The following is a 15,386-nucleotide window of genomic DNA, read 5'->3' on the forward strand; positions in this document are numbered from 1 at the left end:
GCGGGCTGGTCGGAGGGTGGGCGTACCCCTGGCCCGGGGTGTCGCCACCAGGGCGGCCTCGTGTGCCAAGCAGCGCAAGGCCGGTGAACCGGCGTCAGTTTCGGGCTCGGGTCCGGGCGACACGAACGGGTGAAGCAGTAGGCACACGTGTCCGCTGTCGTCTCCACCGGTAACCTCACACACATGGCCTCACGTCAGTCCGCAGCCAAGAAGCCGCCCGCGAAGAAGGCGGCCGCTCCGACGAAGGCCCCCGCGAAAAAGGCCGCCGCGAAGAAGGCGCCTGCCAAGAAGGCCGCGGCGAAGAAGCCCGCACCCGTCCCGGCACCCAATCCGACCGCGGGTGTGTACAAACTCGTCCGCGCCCTCTGGCTGGGGGTCGCGCACGCCGTCGGGGCGATGTTCCGCGGGATAGGGCGGGGAGCGAAGGGGCTCGACCCGGCGCACCGCAAGGACGGTGTCGCGTTGTTGCTCCTCGGCCTCGCGCTGATCACCGCGGCGGGAACCTGGTCCAACCTGCAGGGCCCCGTCGGCGATCTCGTCGAGATGCTGGTCACCGGTGCCTTCGGCCGCCTCGACCTGCTGGTCCCGATACTGCTCGGCGTCATCGCGGCCCGGCTCATCCGGCATCCCGAGAAGCCCGAGGCGAACGGCCGCATCGTGATCGGCCTTTCCGCCCTCGTCATCGGCGTGCTGGGCCAGGTCCACATCGCGTGCGGGGCGCCCGCGCGCAGCGACGGCATGCAGGCGATAAGGGACGCCGGAGGGCTCATCGGCTGGGGCGCGTCCACCCCGCTGACGTACACGATGGGCGACGTCCTTGCGGTGCCGCTGCTGGTGCTGCTCACGATCTTCGGCCTGCTCGTCGTCACGGCGACGCCGGTCAACGCGATTCCGCAGCGGCTGCGGCTGCTGGGCCAGAAGCTGGGCATCGTCCAGGCCGACGAGGACGAGGACGGCCTCGGGGAGGACGACGAGCGCTACGACGAGCAGTGGCGCGAAGCGCTCCCTGCGGGCTCCCGGAGGCGCTCTCGCGCCCCTGAGGCGTACGACCCCGACAGCGCCGAGCAGGAGGCGCTCAGCAAGCGCCGTGGGCGCCGCAGGCGGCCCGCCATGCAGCAGCCCGACATGAACCGGCCGATGGACGCGGTGGACGTCGCAGCGGCCGCCGCTGCCGCGCTCGACGGGGCCGTGCTGCACGGGATGCCGCCCTCGCCGCTGGTGGCCGATCTGACGCAGGGCGTCAGCGTGGAGCGGGACGGGTACGAGGAGACGACGCCGGTGCCGGCCGCGCGTGCCAAGGCCGTTCCCGGGGCCAAGCGGCCCAAGCAGGAGATGCTCAAGGTCGAGCCCGTCGTGCCCGACCTCACCAAGGCGGCGCCCGACGCGCCCCGTGAGCTGCCCCCGCGCGCGGAGCAGCTCCAGCTCTCCGGCGACATCTCGTACTCCCTGCCGTCGCTCGACCTCCTGGAGCGCGGCGGCCCCGGCAAGACGCGCAGCGCCGCCAACGACGCGGTCGTCGCCTCTCTCTCGAACGTCTTCATGGAGTTCAAGGTCGACGCCGCCGTCACCGGCTTCACGCGCGGTCCGACGGTCACCCGGTACGAGGTCGAACTCGGCCCCGCCGTGAAGGTCGAGCGGATCACGGCGCTGGCCAAGAACATCGCGTACGCCGTCGCCAGCCCCGACGTCCGGATCATCAGCCCGATCCCCGGCAAGTCGGCGGTCGGCATCGAGATCCCGAACACCGACCGCGAGATGGTCAACCTGGGTGATGTGCTGCGGCTGGCCGACGCCGCCGAGGACGACCACCCGATGCTGGTCGCGCTCGGCAAGGACGTCGAGGGCGGCTATGTGATGGCCAACCTCGCGAAGATGCCGCACGTCCTGGTGGCCGGAGCGACGGGTTCCGGTAAATCGTCCTGCATCAACTGCCTGATCACGTCCGTCATGGTGCGCGCGACCCCGGAGGACGTGCGCATGGTCCTCGTCGATCCCAAGCGCGTCGAGCTGACGGCGTACGAGGGCATCCCGCACCTGATCACGCCGATCATCACCAACCCGAAGCGGGCCGCCGAGGCGCTGCAGTGGGTCGTACGGGAGATGGATCTGCGCTACGACGACCTCGCGGCGTTCGGGTTCCGGCACATCGACGACTTCAACGAGGCCATCAGGAACGGCAAGGTGAAGCTGCCCGAGGGCAGTGAGCGCGAGCTGAGCCCGTACCCGTATCTGCTGGTGATCGTCGACGAGCTCGCGGACCTGATGATGGTCGCGCCGCGGGACGTCGAGGACTCCATCGTGCGCATCACGCAGCTCGCGCGTGCGGCCGGTATCCACCTGGTGCTGGCCACGCAGCGGCCGTCCGTCGATGTCGTCACCGGTCTGATCAAGGCGAACGTGCCGTCCCGGCTCGCCTTCGCCACCTCCTCGCTCGCCGACAGCCGCGTCATCCTCGACCAGCCGGGCGCCGAGAAACTGATCGGCAAGGGCGACGGGCTGTTCCTGCCGATGGGGGCCAACAAGCCGACCCGTATGCAGGGCGCCTTCGTGACCGAGGGCGAGGTCGCGTTGATCGTGCAGCACTGCAAGGACCAGATGGCGCCGGTCTTCCGGGACGACGTCACGGTGGGCACCAAGCAGAAGAAGGAGATCGACGAGGACATCGGCGACGACCTCGACCTGCTGTGCCAGGCCGCCGAGCTGGTCGTCTCCACCCAGTTCGGGTCCACCTCGATGCTCCAGCGCAAGCTGCGCGTCGGCTTCGCCAAGGCCGGCCGCCTGATGGACCTCATGGAGTCCCGCGGCATCGTCGGTCCGAGCGAGGGCTCCAAGGCGCGTGACGTTCTTGTGAAGGCCGATGAGCTGGATGGAGTGCTCGCCGTGATTCGTGGGGAAGCTGAAGCGTAGGGAAACGGGACAGGTCGGTCGCCGTACGAGTGGGTTCGCCATGGATGGGTATCCGAACGTGACTCACCCGTAAGGGAACGGTGGGCAACCGTTTCCCTTCGCCGTACGTCAAGTTGAGGGAGGGGACACGTACATGTCCCAACATCAGGATGACCGGCCATTCTGATGGCGTAAGAAGTCCCACCGCCCGGTTGCCCCATCCTTTCGTACCCCCCCTAAACTGAACCTCCAGCACAGGTGGCTACACGCTCGAAAGGCGCCCCCGTGTCCATCGGCAATTCCCCCGACGGCAACCCCCCCGAAGACGAGCGTCCGTTCGAAGACGACCGCGCGGCAGAGCAGCCTTCGATCGGCCGTGCCCTGCGGCAGGCCCGTGTCGAAGCCGGGCTGACGGTCGATGACGTCAGCAATGCCACCCGGGTCCGTATCGCCATCGTGCACTCGATCGAGCAGGACGACTTCGCCCCCTGCGGTGGCGATGTCTACGCGCGCGGTCACATCCGGACCCTGGCACGCGCCGTCCATATTGATCCGGCCCCGCTGCTCGCGCGCTACGACGCCGAGCACGGCGGTCGCCCCGCGCCCACGCCGGCCGCTCCGCTCTTCGAGGCGGAACGTATCCGTCCCGAGCGGCGCGGGCCGAACTGGACCGCCGCCATGGTCGCCGCGATCGTCGCGGTGATCGGCTTCGTCGGTTTCACCGTGGTCAAGGGCGGCGACAGCGGGAGCGACGCGAAGACGCAGGTCGCGGAAGGGTCCACGCCGACCACCAGCAAGCCCGCGCCCAAGCCGACCGTCACCAAGCCCGCCGACCCGAAGCCGTCCGACAGCGCCATCGCGGCCGCCCCGCAGGACAAGGTGACCGTCCAGGTGAGCGCCCCCGACGGGCGCAGCTGGATCTCCGCCAAGGACCACAACGGGCGGCTGCTCTTCGACGGTCTCCTGGAGCAGGGCCAGTCCAAGACCTTCCAGGACCAGGAGAAGATCGATCTCGTGCTGGGCGACGCGGGCGCCATCCAGCTGCACGTGAACGGCAAGGAGATCAAGGACGAGTTCCAGCCCGGCCAGGTCGAACGCCTGACGTACACGAAGGGCGACCCCGAGGTCGGATAAGCGGCTCAAGGGACATGCGGGCACGGGGTTGGCCAAGATCGGCCAACCCCGTCGACGTGGGCTGTCAGCGGGACGAAGTAGTCTTGAGCCCATGCCTGAACGCCGTACCGTCGCACTCGTCACCCTTGGCTGCGCCCGTAACGAGGTGGACTCGGAGGAGCTCGCAGGCCGCTTGGAGGCGGACGGCTGGCAACTCGTGGAGGACGCCGAGGACGCGGACGTAGCCGTCGTCAACACCTGTGGCTTCGTCGAAGCCGCCAAGAAGGACTCCGTCGACGCCCTCCTTGAGGCCAATGACCTCAAGGGCCACGGCAGAACCCAGGCCGTCGTGGCCGTGGGCTGCATGGCCGAGCGGTACGGCAAGGAGCTCGCCGAGGCGCTGCCCGAGGCCGACGGCGTACTCGGCTTCGACGACTACGCCGACATCTCCGACCGCCTCCAGACCATCCTGAACGGTGGCATCCACGCCGCGCACACCCCGCGCGACCGTCGCAAGCTGCTGCCCATCAGCCCCGCCGAGCGGCAGAGCGCGGGCGAAGAGGTGGCTCTTCCCGGCCACGGTGCTCCTTCGGACCTCCCCGAGGGCGTCGCTCCTGAGTCCGGCCCCCGCGCGCCCCTGCGCCGCCGCCTCGACGGCTCGCCCGTCGCCTCGGTGAAGCTCGCCTCGGGCTGCGACCGGCGCTGCTCCTTCTGCGCCATCCCGTCCTTCCGCGGTTCGTTCATCTCGCGCCGCCCGAGCGACGTGCTCAACGAGACCCGCTGGCTCGCCGAGCAGGGCGTCAAGGAGGTCATGCTGGTCTCCGAGAACAACACCTCGTACGGCAAGGACCTCGGCGACATCCGCCTCCTGGAGACGATGCTGCCCGAGCTGGCGGAGATCGACGGCATCGAGCGCGTGCGGGTCAGCTACCTGCAGCCGGCCGAGATGCGCCCCGGACTCATCGACGTCCTCACCTCGACGCCGAACATCGCGCCCTACTTCGACCTCTCCTTCCAGCACTCCGCGCCCGACGTGCTGCGCGCGATGCGGCGCTTCGGTGACACCGACCGCTTCCTGGAGCTGCTCGACACGATCCGTTCCAAGGCCCCGCAGGCCGGTGTGCGGTCCAACTTCATCGTGGGCTTCCCGGGCGAGACCGAGGCCGACCTCGCGGAGCTGGAGCGCTTCCTCACCGGTGCGCGGCTCGACGCGATCGGTGTCTTCGGGTACTCGGACGAGGACGGCACCGAGGCGGCGACGTACGAGCACAAGCTCGACGAGGACGTCGTCGCCGAGCGGCTCGCGCGCGTCTCCCGGCTGGCCGAGGAGCTCGTCTCGCAGCGGGCCGAGGAGCGCGTCGGGGAGACCGTGTACGTCCTTGTGGAGTCGGTCGACTCGGCGGAAGGCGCCTTCGGGCGTGCCGAGCACCAGGCGCCCGAGACCGACGGCCAGGTGCTGTTCACGAGCGGCGAAGGTTTGACGGTCGGCCGTATCGTCGAGGCCAAGGTGGTCGGTACGGAAGGTGTCGACCTGGTGGCCGAGCCGCTCCTGGGCTCGCTCCCGTGTACTGAGGAGGCGGGCAGATGACCGGAGTCCCGGCATCCGCGGCGGGCGGCTCCCCCAGCACGAAAGGTGCGGCGGGCGCTCCCGGCGCTCCGGGGGGCGCGAAGCCGGTGCGGGCCGGGAAGCTGGGCGCTGCGGCCGTCAACCAGGCCAGCCTCTGGAACATCGCCAACATCCTGACCATGATCCGGCTCGTCCTCGTGCCCGGCTTCGTGGCCCTGATGCTGGCCGACGGCGGGTACGACCCCGCCATGCGCGCGTGGGCCTGGGCGGCCTTCGCCGTCGCCATGATCACCGACATCTTCGACGGTCATCTGGCGCGCACGTACAACCTCGTCACGGACTTCGGGAAGATCGCCGACCCCATCGCCGACAAGGCGATCATGGGTGCGGCGCTGATCTGTCTGTCCTATCTCGGCGATCTGCCGTGGTGGGTGACGGGGGTGATCCTCGGGCGTGAGCTCGGGATCACCCTGCTGCGTTTCGTGGTGATCCGTTACGGGGTCATCCCGGCGAGCCGCGGCGGCAAGCTGAAGACGCTGGTTCAGGGCACGGCGGTCGGGATGTACGTCCTGGCGCTGACGGGGCCGCTGGCCACCCTGCGGTGGTGGGTGATGGCCGTGGCGGTCGTCCTGACCGTGGTCACCGGGCTCGACTATGTGAGACAGGCCATTGTGCTCCGCAGGAGCGGAATCGCCGAGCGCCTGGCGGCCGCCCAGGAGGCGGAGCGGTGAATTCCCTGGCCACCGAAGTGCTTCGACTACTCACGGTGAGGGGCGAGACGCTCGCCGTGGCCGAGTCGCTGACTGGTGGCCTGGTGGCGACGGAGATCACAGCGGTGCCTGGGGCGTCCCGGGCGTTCCGGGGCTCCGTGACCGCGTACGCCACCGAGCTCAAGCATGAACTGCTCGGTGTCGACGCCACTCTGCTGGCCGAGCGCGGTGCGGTGGATCCGCAGGTCGCGGCCCAGATGGCGGCCGGAGTGCGGCAGGCCCTCGGCGCGGACTGGGGGATCGCCACGACCGGTGTCGCAGGGCCCGAACCCCAGGACGGACAGCCCGTCGGGACGGTTTTCGTGGCCGTCGTCGGACCGCCGGACGCGGTATTCGATGCAACTGGTGGCGGGAAAGTCGTACCGCTGCGGTTGAACGGCGGCCGTGCGGAAATCCGTATGGAGAGTGCACGGAGCGTACTCGCACTGCTCCTGAAGGGGCTTGCGGGCGAACAGACCGGGAATGAGCGGGCACAGGATACGGAACAGAACGGGGGGTTTTGATGTTTGCAGCCCTGAGTGAACACGACATCGCTCCCCGCACGGCCGCGGCGCAAGGCGGTACGGTGGGGCGTGAAGGATGCGGCTACGCGGTCCGAGGAGGGAGCCACCGATGATTCTGCTCCGTCGCCTGCTTGGTGACGTGCTGCGTCGGCAGCGCCAGCGCCAGGGCCGTACTCTGCGCGAAGTCTCCTCGTCCGCCCGAGTCTCACTCGGCTATCTCTCCGAGGTGGAGCGGGGGCAGAAGGAGGCATCCTCCGAGCTGCTCTCCGCGATCTGCGACGCGTTGGACGTACGGATGTCCGAGCTCATGCGGGAAGTGAGCGACGAGCTCGCCCTCGCCGAGCTGGCACAGTCGGCTGCGGCCACCGAACCGGTGCCCGCACCGGTGCGTCGCCCGATGCTCAATTCCGTCTCGGTGACCGGTGTGCCACCGGAACGGGTCACGATCAAGGCGCCTGCGGAGGCTGTCGACGTCGTCGCCGCCTGACGCTCATGAACTGAGAACGCGTGTGTAAAGCCCCGGTCGGGGCCTTCAGGGAGACCTGGAGGTAGCGGCCGGGGCTTTCGCTTTCCTCCGAGTGACCCAAATTGGCCATATATGTAATGGTTGGTGAGGTCGTAAGCAATCGGAGGATTCTGATGTACGTCGTCAAGAGCTCGTTGTCCGACGCGGACCTGAAGACCGTGTCCGAGGCATTGCAGGGCGCACTGGTCGACTTGGTCGACCTCTCCCTCGTGGCGAAGCAGATCCACTGGAACGTGGTCGGACCGCGTTTCCGCTCCGTCCATCTCCAGCTCGACGAGGTCGTGGACACCGCCCGCCTGCACTCCGACACCGTGGCGGAGCGTGCCTCGACGCTGGGCGTCTCGCCCGACGGGCGGGCCGCGACCGTGGCCTCCAGCAGTGGCATCGGCTGGACGCCCGAGGGCTGGGTCAAGGACACCGACGCCGTGGGGGCGCTGGTGGACGCGCTCGGAGCGGTGATCACGCGGATGCGGGAACGGGTGGCGGCGACCGCCGACCCGGATCCGGTGAGCCAGGACATCTTCATCGGGATCACGGCGGACCTGGAGAAGCACCATTGGATGTTCCAGGCGGAGAACGTCCAGGCGGAGAACCGGTGACCCGTCCGTCGCGGTGGCTCGGGGTGCGCCTGTGTGCTGCTGATGCGCCCTGTCGGGCGTGAGGGTGGTGTTCTAGCGTCCGGCTGGAGGTGTTGGACATGGCGGGGCGGATAGTGCGCTGGGGGGCGGTTCTGGGGCTTGGCGGGCTGTGGTGGTGGAGCGTGCTCCGGCTCGCGCTGGTGCCTGATGCTGGGGTTCTGGAGGGGGCGGTCGCGGCCGGCGGATGGGGGCTGAGCCTGCTGCCGGTGCACTGTGTGGCGAAGGCGCGGGCTGCGGGGGCCGTTGGGTCCGATCGGTGGCGGGAGACGTGGCGGGGGCGCAGGGCTCGTCGGGAGCGCGGGGCGCGCGAGATGCGTGCGCCGGGTGTGCGGTGAGGTGTCTTGCCAGTTTTCTGTGTGCGGGCTACCAAGGCATCGCCACGCCGCCGTTGGGGCGGAGGATCTGGCCTGTGGTGAACGCCGAGGCGTCGGAGGCGAGGTGCAGCACGGCGTGGGCGATGTCCTCCGGTTCGCCGACGCGGCCGAGGGGGGACAGTCGGGCCATGAACGCCTCGGTGTGTGCCTGCTCCTCCCCGTCGTGCCGGTCGGTCATCGGTGTGCGGATCCAGCCGGGCGCCACCGCGTTGACGCGGATGCCGTGCGGGCCGATCTCCGTCGCCAGCGTCTTCGTCAACTGGACGACCGCCGCCTTCGCCGCGCCGTAGCAGAGCAGGCCCGGGCCGCCCGTGTCGACGGCGCCCGAGGCCATCGTGATGATGCTGCCGCGAGTACCGGCCTCGATCATCGCGCGGGCCGCTTCCTGGCAGGCGTACAGCACGCCCTTGAAGTTGACGCTCAGTACGCGGTCGAGGTCCTCGTCCCTGGTCTCCAGGACCGGGCTGCTGTGCATGATCCCGGCGACCGCCGCCATGACGTCGACGCGTTCGCAGGATCTGACCGCCTGCCTGAGCTGGTCCCGGTCGGTGACGTCGAGCGGGTGGGTGTGGGCGGCGCCGCCCTGACCCTTGATCAGGGTCGCTGTCTCATGCAGGCCCTGCGCGTCGCGGTCCGCGCAGTGGACGGTGGCACCCGCCTCCGCGAGCAGTACGGCACAAGCGCGGCCGATGCCGCTGGCGGCGCCGGTGACGAATGCGGTGCGTCCGGTGAGGTCGTACGCCTTGAGGGGCATGAAGGGACGGTACGAGGGTTTCTGACGGGTCGTCAATTGGCTGTACGTCGAGGACTCGTGCGGGGTTTGGCGGTGCCCGATGGCGGGGTGGGGCCCGCTTGGCACGTCGGGCACCAGTAGGTGGGGCGCTCGCGGGAGCCGTCACCCTGGTCGGCCGCGCGGATCGGGGTGTGGCAGCGCAGGCAGGGGCGGGGTGCGCGGCCGTACACGAAGAGGTTCTGGTCGCGCCCCGTGGCGCTGTGTCCCCGGGCGCCGAGGCCCGTGGTGTTGCGGGCAGGGCGGTCGCGGTTGGATTCGAGGAGCTTCTTGGCGAGGGCGGGCAGGTGGGCGGCGCGGTCGGCGGGGAGAGCGCCGATGGGGAGCCAGGGGGTGACGCCGAGGAGGAAGCACAGCTCACTCTTGTAGACGTTGCCGATGCCGGCGAGATTGCGCTGGTCGAGCAGGGCTTCGCCGAGGGAGCGGGCCGGGTCGCGCAGCAGGTTTTCCAGAGCCCTGTCAGGGTCCCAGTCCGGGCCCAGGAGGTCGGGGCCGAGATGGCCCACGGCTCGGTCCTCGTCGGTGGTGCGGAGCAACTCCAGTACGGGGAGCCGGTAGCCGACGGCCGTGCGGTCCGCGGTGCCGAGGACGGCCCGGATCTGGTGGGCCGGGCCGCCGCTCCAGCGTTGCCCGTTCGCGTACACCTTCCATGAGCCGTCCATCCGCAGATGGGAGTGCAGGGTCAGCCCGCCCTCGATCCTGGTGAGGAGGTGCTTGCCGCGCGAGGTCACATCCAGGACGGTGCGGCCGGTGAGGTCGGCGGTCGCGTACCTCGGCACCCGTAGGTCTGAGCGGATCAGCACTTTGCCGGCGAGGGCGAGGTGCAGTCGCCTCGCGGCTTGCCAGACGGTGTCTCCTTCGGGCATGGGTCCAGGGTGGCATGTCGGGGGTGGGGGACTTGGCGGTGCCTCGCAGATGCCTCGGTGATGCACTGGGGTGGCCGGGTGTCCCGGGGCTCTGAGGGTGTCGGATCGCTCGGTGCCGGCCCAGGTTTCTGGGGAGTGGCCGTGCCTCTTGGAGGGCGTTTACGCGCGCAGGCGCAGTCCGCGGGGGGTCGCGATGAAGCCCGCTCCTTCCAGGAGTGTGCCGAAGGGGGAGGTCAGGGCGGAGGCGCCGTTGACGCGTTCCACCGTGACCGTGCCCAGCGAGCCGGCGCGGGCCGCCTCGGCGAGGGTCTCAGCGGCGGTCCGCAGACGGGCGTCCTGCGTGATGGTGCCTTCCGGGTCGGAGGGCCAGGCCAGCAGGGTCTTGCCGCCACGCTCCATGTAGAGCGTCAGCTCGCCTTCTACGAGCACGACCAGGGAGCCGGCTTTCCGGCCGGGCTTGTGTCCCGCGCCGGTCGGGGGCTCGGGCCAGGGGAGGGCCGCGCCGTATGCGTTGGCGGGGTCGGCGGCGGCCAGGACGACGGCTTGGGTGGTCGCGCGGCCGCGGATGCGGTTGCCCGAATGGCCGGTGGTACTCGGGAATCCGGAGCCGTACGGGGAGGTGGAGCGGGTTGGGAAGGCGGAGTCGGCCGAGTCGGCGGAGAAGCCGTGGTGGTCGTCGGCGAGACCGGAGGCGTCCGGGAAGGCGGGGGAGCTTGCCGTGTCGAAGTCTCCTGGGCCGCCGAGGTCGCCCGGATCGCCGGGACTGCTGGCGAAGCTGAGCGGGTCGCTGGGGTCGAGGCCGTGGGGGAAGCCGGAGTCGTGGTCGGCGTCGTCCGGGAAGCCGGGGGTGCGCGGGGAACCGGGATCGTCCGGGAAGTCCGGGATGCCCGCGGAGGTGCGGCGGCCGGGGAGGTCCGAGGCGTCGGCGGTGCCATGCGCCCTTAGGAAACCCGGGCTACTCGAGGAGTCGCCGTCGACCGGGAGGCTCGATGAACTCGCGGTTCCGCGGTCGCCCGGGAAGCCGTACTGGACGGGGAAACCGTTCGAGAGGTCCGGTTCGGACAGGGCTTCGCCCCGGTCGCGGGCGTTCGCCGCCGCGCGCAGGCGGTCCACCGCGCCGTCCATCGCGAACTGGGCCGCGCCGAGTCCTTCGACCACATAGCCGCGGCGTGCCTGGCCGCTGTCCTCGAAGGCGGACAGGATGCGGTAGATCGCGGAGAAGCCGCCCTCGATGCCCTCCGCGGCGACCGCGCCCCGGGTCACCACGCCGTGCCGGTCGAGCAGGGTACGGGCCAGGGCGTGGGCGCGCACGGTGGGGTCGGGCTCGCGGTCGGGGAGCAGGGACCAGCGGCCTGCCACGGTCGGCGGGCCGGTACGGGACTGGGGTCGGGCGGCGCCGGTCAGGGAGCCGTAGCGGCCGCGCGGGATCGAGCGCTTGGCGCGGTGGGCGGTGGACCCGGCGGTGCGGCCCGAGCCGAGCAGGGAGCGCATGGGCGCGAGCGTGTCGTTCGTGAGCCGTCCGGACCAGGCCAGGTCCCAGACCGCGTCGGCGAGTTGAGGGTCGGTGACGTCGGGATGCGTGGTCGCGCGGACCTGGTCGGCGATCTGGCGGAAGAAGAGGCCGTATCCCCCGGAGAGGGTGTCCAGGATGGATTGGTGGAGCGCGGTCGTCTCCAGGGGGTGCGGGGAGGGCAGGAGCAGCGGAGCCGCGTCCGCCAGGTACAGCGAGACCCAGCCGTCCTTGCCCGGCAGTGACCCGGCCCCGGCCCAGACCACCTCTCCGGCGGCGGTGAGTTCGTCGAGCAGCGCGGGGGCGTAACCGGTGACCCGGGACGGCAGGACGAGCTTCTCCAACGCGGACGCGGGAACGGACGCGCCCTGCAACTGCTCGATGGCGCGCACCAGTCCGTCGATGCCGCGCAGCCCGTGCCCGCTGCCGATGTGCTGCCACTGGGGCAGGAACTGCGCCAGCGCGGCGGGCGGCACCGGCTCCAGTTCATGGCGCAGCGCCGCGAGCGAACGGCGCCGCAGTCTGCGCAGTACCGCCGCGTCACACCACTCCTGACCGATGCCCGCCGGGTGGAACTCCCCTTGTACGACGCGTCCGGCCGCGGCGAGCCGATGCAGGGCGCCGTCGGTGACGGCCGTGCCGAGCCCGAAGCGGGCGGCGGCCGTCGTCGACGTGAACGGGCCGTGGGTGCGCGCGTACCGCGCGAGGAGGTCGCCGAGCGGGTCCTTGACCGGCTCGGTGAAGGCCTCCGGGACACCGACGGGCAGGGCTGTCCCGAGTGCGTCACGCAGCCGGCCCGCGTCCTCGATCGCGGCCCAGTGGTCCGCCCCGGCGATCCGGACCCGGATGGCGCGGCGCGAGGCGGCCAACTCCTGGGCCCACTGCGGCCCGGCGCCGCGCTCGGCCAGCTCGGCGTCCGTGAGTGGGCCGAGCAGGCGCAGCAGGTCGGCGACGCCTTCGGCGTCCTTGACCCGGCGGTCCTCGGTGAGCCATTGGACTTCCCGCTCAAGTTCGGCCAGGACATCGGCGTCGAGCAGCTCGCGCAGCTCGGCCTGCCCGAGGAGTTCGGCGAGGAGCCGTGAGTCCAGGGACAGCGCGGCGGCGCGCCGCTCGGCGAGGGGGGAGTCGCCTTCGTACAGGAACTGGGCGACGTATCCGAAGAGCAGGGAGCGGGCGAAAGGCGAGGGTTCCGGGGTGGTGACCTCGACCAGGCGCACCTTGCGGGACTCGATGTCGCCCATCAGCTCTGTGAGGCCAGGGACGTCGAAGACGTCCTGGAGGCATTCGCGAACGGCCTCCAGGACGATCGGGAACGAGCCGTACTCGCTCGCCACTTCGAGCAGTTGGGCGGCGCGCTGCCGCTGCTGCCACAGCGGGGTGCGCTTTCCGGGGCTGCGGCGCGGCAGCAGCAGTGCCCGGGCCGCGCACTCGCGGAAACGGGACGCGAACAGTGCCGAGCCGCCCACCTGGTCGGTGACGATCTGGTTGACGTCGCCCTTGTCGAAGGCGACGTCCGCGGCGCCGACGGGCGCCTGCTCGGCGTCGTACTCGGTGCCCGCCTTGCTGGGCGCCTGGTCGAGCAGGTCGAGGCCCATCAGGTCGGCGTCGGGCAGCCGCAGCACGATGCCGTCGTCCGCGTGCATGACCTGGGCGTCCATGCCGTAACGCTCGGAGAGCTTGGCGCCGAGTGCGAGGGCCCAGGGGGCGTGGACCTGGGCACCGAAGGGGGAGTGCACGACGACCCGCCAGTCGCCCAGCTCGTCGCGGAAACGCTCGACGACGATGGTGCGGTCGTCCGGGATGTGACCGCACGCCTCGCGCTGTTCGGCGAGGTACGAGAGCACGTTGTCCGCTGCCCAGGTGTCCAGTCCCGCGGTGAGCAGCCGGAGCCGGGCGTCCTCCTTGGGGAGGGAGCCCACCTCGCGGAGGAACGCGCCGACCGCGCGGCCCAGTTCGAGTGGGCGGCCGAGCTGGTCGCCCTTCCAGAAGGGGAGCCTGCCGGGAACGCCGGGTGCGGGGGAGACCAGGACGCGGTCGCGCGTGATGTCCTCGATGCGCCAGGAGCTGGTGCCCAGCGTGAAGACATCGCCCACACGGGACTCGTAGACCATCTCCTCGTCGAGTTCGCCGACCCTGCCGCCCCCCTTCTTGGGGTCGGCTCCCGCGAGGAAGACCCCGAAAAGCCCGCGGTCGGGAATCGTGCCCCCGGAGGTGACGGCGAGGCGCTGCGCGCCGGGGCGCCCGGTGACCGTACCGGTGATGCGGTCCCACACGACCCGGGGCCGCAACTCCGCGAAGGCGTCGGACGGATAGCGGCCCGCGAGCATGTCGAGCACGGCCGTGAACGCCGACTCCGGGAGCGATGCGAACGGGGCCGCCCGGCGGACCGTGGCGAGCAGGTCGTCGACCTGCCAGGTGTCGAGGGCGGTCATCGCGACGATCTGCTGGGCCAGCACGTCCAGGGGGTTGGCCGGGACCCGGAGGGATTCGATGGAGCCGGTGCGCATCCGCTCGGTGACCACGGCGGCCTGCACGAGGTCGCCCCGGTACTTGGGGAAGACGACGCCGGTGGAGATCGCCCCCACCTGGTGGCCGGCGCGGCCCACGCGCTGGAGTCCGGAGGCCACGGACGGCGGTGACTCGACCTGGATGACGAGGTCCACCGCGCCCATGTCGATGCCGAGTTCGAGGCTGGAGGTGGCGACCACGGCGGGCAGACGGCCCGCCTTGAGGTCCTCTTCGACGAGGGCCCGCTGCTCCTTGGAGACCGAGCCGTGGTGGGCGCGGGCGATCACCGGCGGGGCGCCCTGGGCGGCGCCCGAGCCGCCCATCAGCTGGGCCGGGGAGTGGGCCTCCTCCAGGGGCCGGCCGGTCGCCCTCTCGTACGCGATCTCGTTGAGCCGGTTGCAGAGTCGCTCCGCCAGGCGGCGGGAGTTGGCGAACACGATCGTCGAGCGGTGGGCCTGGACGAGGTCGGTGATCCGCTCCTCGACGTGCGGCCAGATGGAGGGCTTCTCGGCTCCCTCATTGCCGTCGGCGACCGGGGAGCCGCCCAGTTCGCCCAGGTCCTCGACCGGGACGACCACCGAGAGGTCGAACTCCTTGCCGGAGGGCGGCTGGACGATCTCCACCTTGCGCTGGGGCGAGAGATAGCGCGCGACCTCGTCCACCGGGCGCACGGTGGCGGAGAGACCGATGCGGCGTGCCGGCTTGGGCAGCAGCTCGTCGAGGCGCTCCAGGGTGAGTGCGAGGTGAGCGCCGCGCTTGGTGCCCGCGACGGCGTGCACCTCGTCCAGGATCACCGTCTCGATGCCCGTGAGTGCGTCGCGCGTGGCCGATGTGAGCATCAGGAACAGCGACTCGGGAGTGGTGATCAGGATGTCCGGGGGGCGGGTGGCCAGAGCACGGCGCTCGGCGGGCGGGGTGTCGCCGGAGCGGATGCCCACCTTCACCTCGGGCTCGGGCAGCCCGAGCCGAACCGACTCCTGCCGGATGCCGGTCAGCGGGCTGCGCAGGTTCCGCTCCACGTCCACCGCGAGGGCCTTGAGCGGTGACACGTACAGCACCCGGCAGCGCTTCTTGGGGTCGGCCGGCGGCGGGGCCGAGGCCAGCTGGTCGAGCGCGGCGAGGAACGCGGCCAGGGTCTTGCCGGAACCGGTCGGGGCGACGACAAGGACGTCCGAGCCCGCACCGATGGCCGCCCACGCCCCGGCCTGGGCCGCGGTGGGCGCGGAGAAGGCCCCCGTGAACCAGCCGCGGGTCGCGGGGGAGAAGCCGTCGAGGGCTCGGTGCGTGGAGCTGACCATGCGTCCATCCTGCACCCAGCCACTGACAAGCGCTCTG

Annotated in this window: 11 protein-coding genes; 8 read left to right on the plus strand and 3 right to left on the minus strand. The window is 70.9% G+C overall.

What is annotated here, in order from left to right:
• Nucleotides 1-183 precede the first annotated feature (183 nt).
• The 8 genes from OG219_RS35330 to OG219_RS35365 all read left to right on the plus strand — a co-directional run bounded on the left by OG219_RS35330 (nt 184) and on the right by OG219_RS35365 (nt 8,338).
• A complete protein-coding gene (locus tag OG219_RS35330) occupies nt 184-2,907 on the plus strand; it encodes a DNA translocase FtsK (protein WP_266833484.1) in 2,724 nt (907 codons plus the stop codon).
• 264 nt (nt 2,908-3,171) lie between these two features.
• On the plus strand, nt 3,172-4,020 hold the full coding sequence (locus OG219_RS35335) for a helix-turn-helix domain-containing protein (protein WP_266833486.1): 849 nt from the start codon (nt 3,172-3,174) through the stop codon (nt 4,018-4,020).
• Nucleotides 4,021-4,111: 91 nt separating this feature from the next.
• On the plus strand, nt 4,112-5,587 hold the full coding sequence (rimO, locus tag OG219_RS35340) for a 30S ribosomal protein S12 methylthiotransferase RimO (RefSeq protein WP_266833488.1): 1,476 nt from the start codon (nt 4,112-4,114) through the stop codon (nt 5,585-5,587).
• Complete coding sequence (pgsA, locus tag OG219_RS35345; RefSeq protein ID WP_266474409.1) at nt 5,584-6,297, plus strand: CDP-diacylglycerol--glycerol-3-phosphate 3-phosphatidyltransferase; 714 nt, start codon at nt 5,584-5,586, stop codon at nt 6,295-6,297. The genes rimO and pgsA overlap by 4 nt, the downstream gene beginning before the upstream one ends.
• Entirely contained in the window at nt 6,294-6,839 is a 546-nt protein-coding gene (locus tag OG219_RS35350; protein WP_266833490.1) for a CinA family protein, read from the plus strand. Before pgsA ends, OG219_RS35350 begins: the two co-directional genes overlap by 4 nt.
• Nucleotides 6,840-6,948: 109 nt before the next feature.
• Nucleotides 6,949-7,326 (plus strand): helix-turn-helix domain-containing protein, encoded by a 378-nt coding sequence (locus tag OG219_RS35355; RefSeq protein ID WP_037620346.1) that lies wholly within the window; start codon nt 6,949-6,951, stop codon nt 7,324-7,326.
• A 152-nt stretch (nt 7,327-7,478) separates the two neighbouring features.
• Complete coding sequence (locus tag OG219_RS35360; RefSeq protein ID WP_266833492.1) at nt 7,479-7,964, plus strand: Dps family protein; 486 nt, start codon at nt 7,479-7,481, stop codon at nt 7,962-7,964.
• Nucleotides 7,965-8,062: 98 nt separating this feature from the next.
• Nucleotides 8,063-8,338, plus strand: a complete 276-nt coding sequence (locus OG219_RS35365) for a hypothetical protein (protein ID WP_266833494.1) — start codon at nt 8,063-8,065, stop codon at nt 8,336-8,338.
• Between the two features lie 28 nt (nt 8,339-8,366).
• On the opposite strand, the gene OG219_RS35370 is transcribed toward OG219_RS35365, so the two are convergent.
• From OG219_RS35370 to OG219_RS35380, 3 genes are all read right to left on the minus strand, one after another.
• A complete protein-coding gene (locus OG219_RS35370) occupies nt 8,367-9,131 on the minus strand; it encodes an SDR family NAD(P)-dependent oxidoreductase (protein ID WP_266833496.1) in 765 nt (254 codons plus the stop codon).
• 32 nt (nt 9,132-9,163) lie between these two features.
• Nucleotides 9,164-10,033 carry an Fpg/Nei family DNA glycosylase gene (locus OG219_RS35375; RefSeq protein WP_266833498.1) on the minus strand — a complete coding sequence of 290 codons (870 nt, stop codon included), beginning with the start codon at nt 10,031-10,033 and terminating at the stop codon, nt 9,164-9,166.
• A gap of 159 nt (nt 10,034-10,192) precedes the next feature.
• Nucleotides 10,193-15,349: an ATP-dependent helicase gene (locus OG219_RS35380; protein WP_266833500.1), complete on the minus strand. Its 5,157-nt coding sequence runs from the start codon at nt 15,347-15,349 to the stop codon at nt 10,193-10,195.
• Between the last annotated feature and the right edge of the window lie 37 nt (nt 15,350-15,386).

It is taken from the genome of Streptomyces sp. NBC_00038 (genome assembly GCF_026343635.1).
In the GTDB taxonomy this organism is placed as follows: domain Bacteria; phylum Actinomycetota; class Actinomycetes; order Streptomycetales; family Streptomycetaceae; genus Streptomyces.

Coding starts and splice junctions, on each gene's coding strand:
- OG219_RS35375 (WP_266833498.1), bottom strand. CDS start 10,033: ATGCCCGAAGGAGACACCGTCTGGCAAGCCGCGAGGCGACTGCACCTC.
- OG219_RS35380 (WP_266833500.1), bottom strand. CDS start 15,349: ATGGTCAGCTCCACGCACCGAGCCCTCGACGGCTTCTCCCCCGCGACC.
- OG219_RS35330 (WP_266833484.1), top strand. CDS start 184: ATGGCCTCACGTCAGTCCGCAGCCAAGAAGCCGCCCGCGAAGAAGGCG.
- pgsA (WP_266474409.1), top strand. CDS start 5,584: ATGACCGGAGTCCCGGCATCCGCGGCGGGCGGCTCCCCCAGCACGAAA.
- OG219_RS35355 (WP_037620346.1), top strand. CDS start 6,949: ATGATTCTGCTCCGTCGCCTGCTTGGTGACGTGCTGCGTCGGCAGCGC.
- OG219_RS35370 (WP_266833496.1), bottom strand. CDS start 9,131: ATGCCCCTCAAGGCGTACGACCTCACCGGACGCACCGCATTCGTCACC.
- OG219_RS35365 (WP_266833494.1), top strand. CDS start 8,063: ATGGCGGGGCGGATAGTGCGCTGGGGGGCGGTTCTGGGGCTTGGCGGG.
- rimO (WP_266833488.1), top strand. CDS start 4,112: ATGCCTGAACGCCGTACCGTCGCACTCGTCACCCTTGGCTGCGCCCGT.
- OG219_RS35360 (WP_266833492.1), top strand. CDS start 7,479: ATGTACGTCGTCAAGAGCTCGTTGTCCGACGCGGACCTGAAGACCGTG.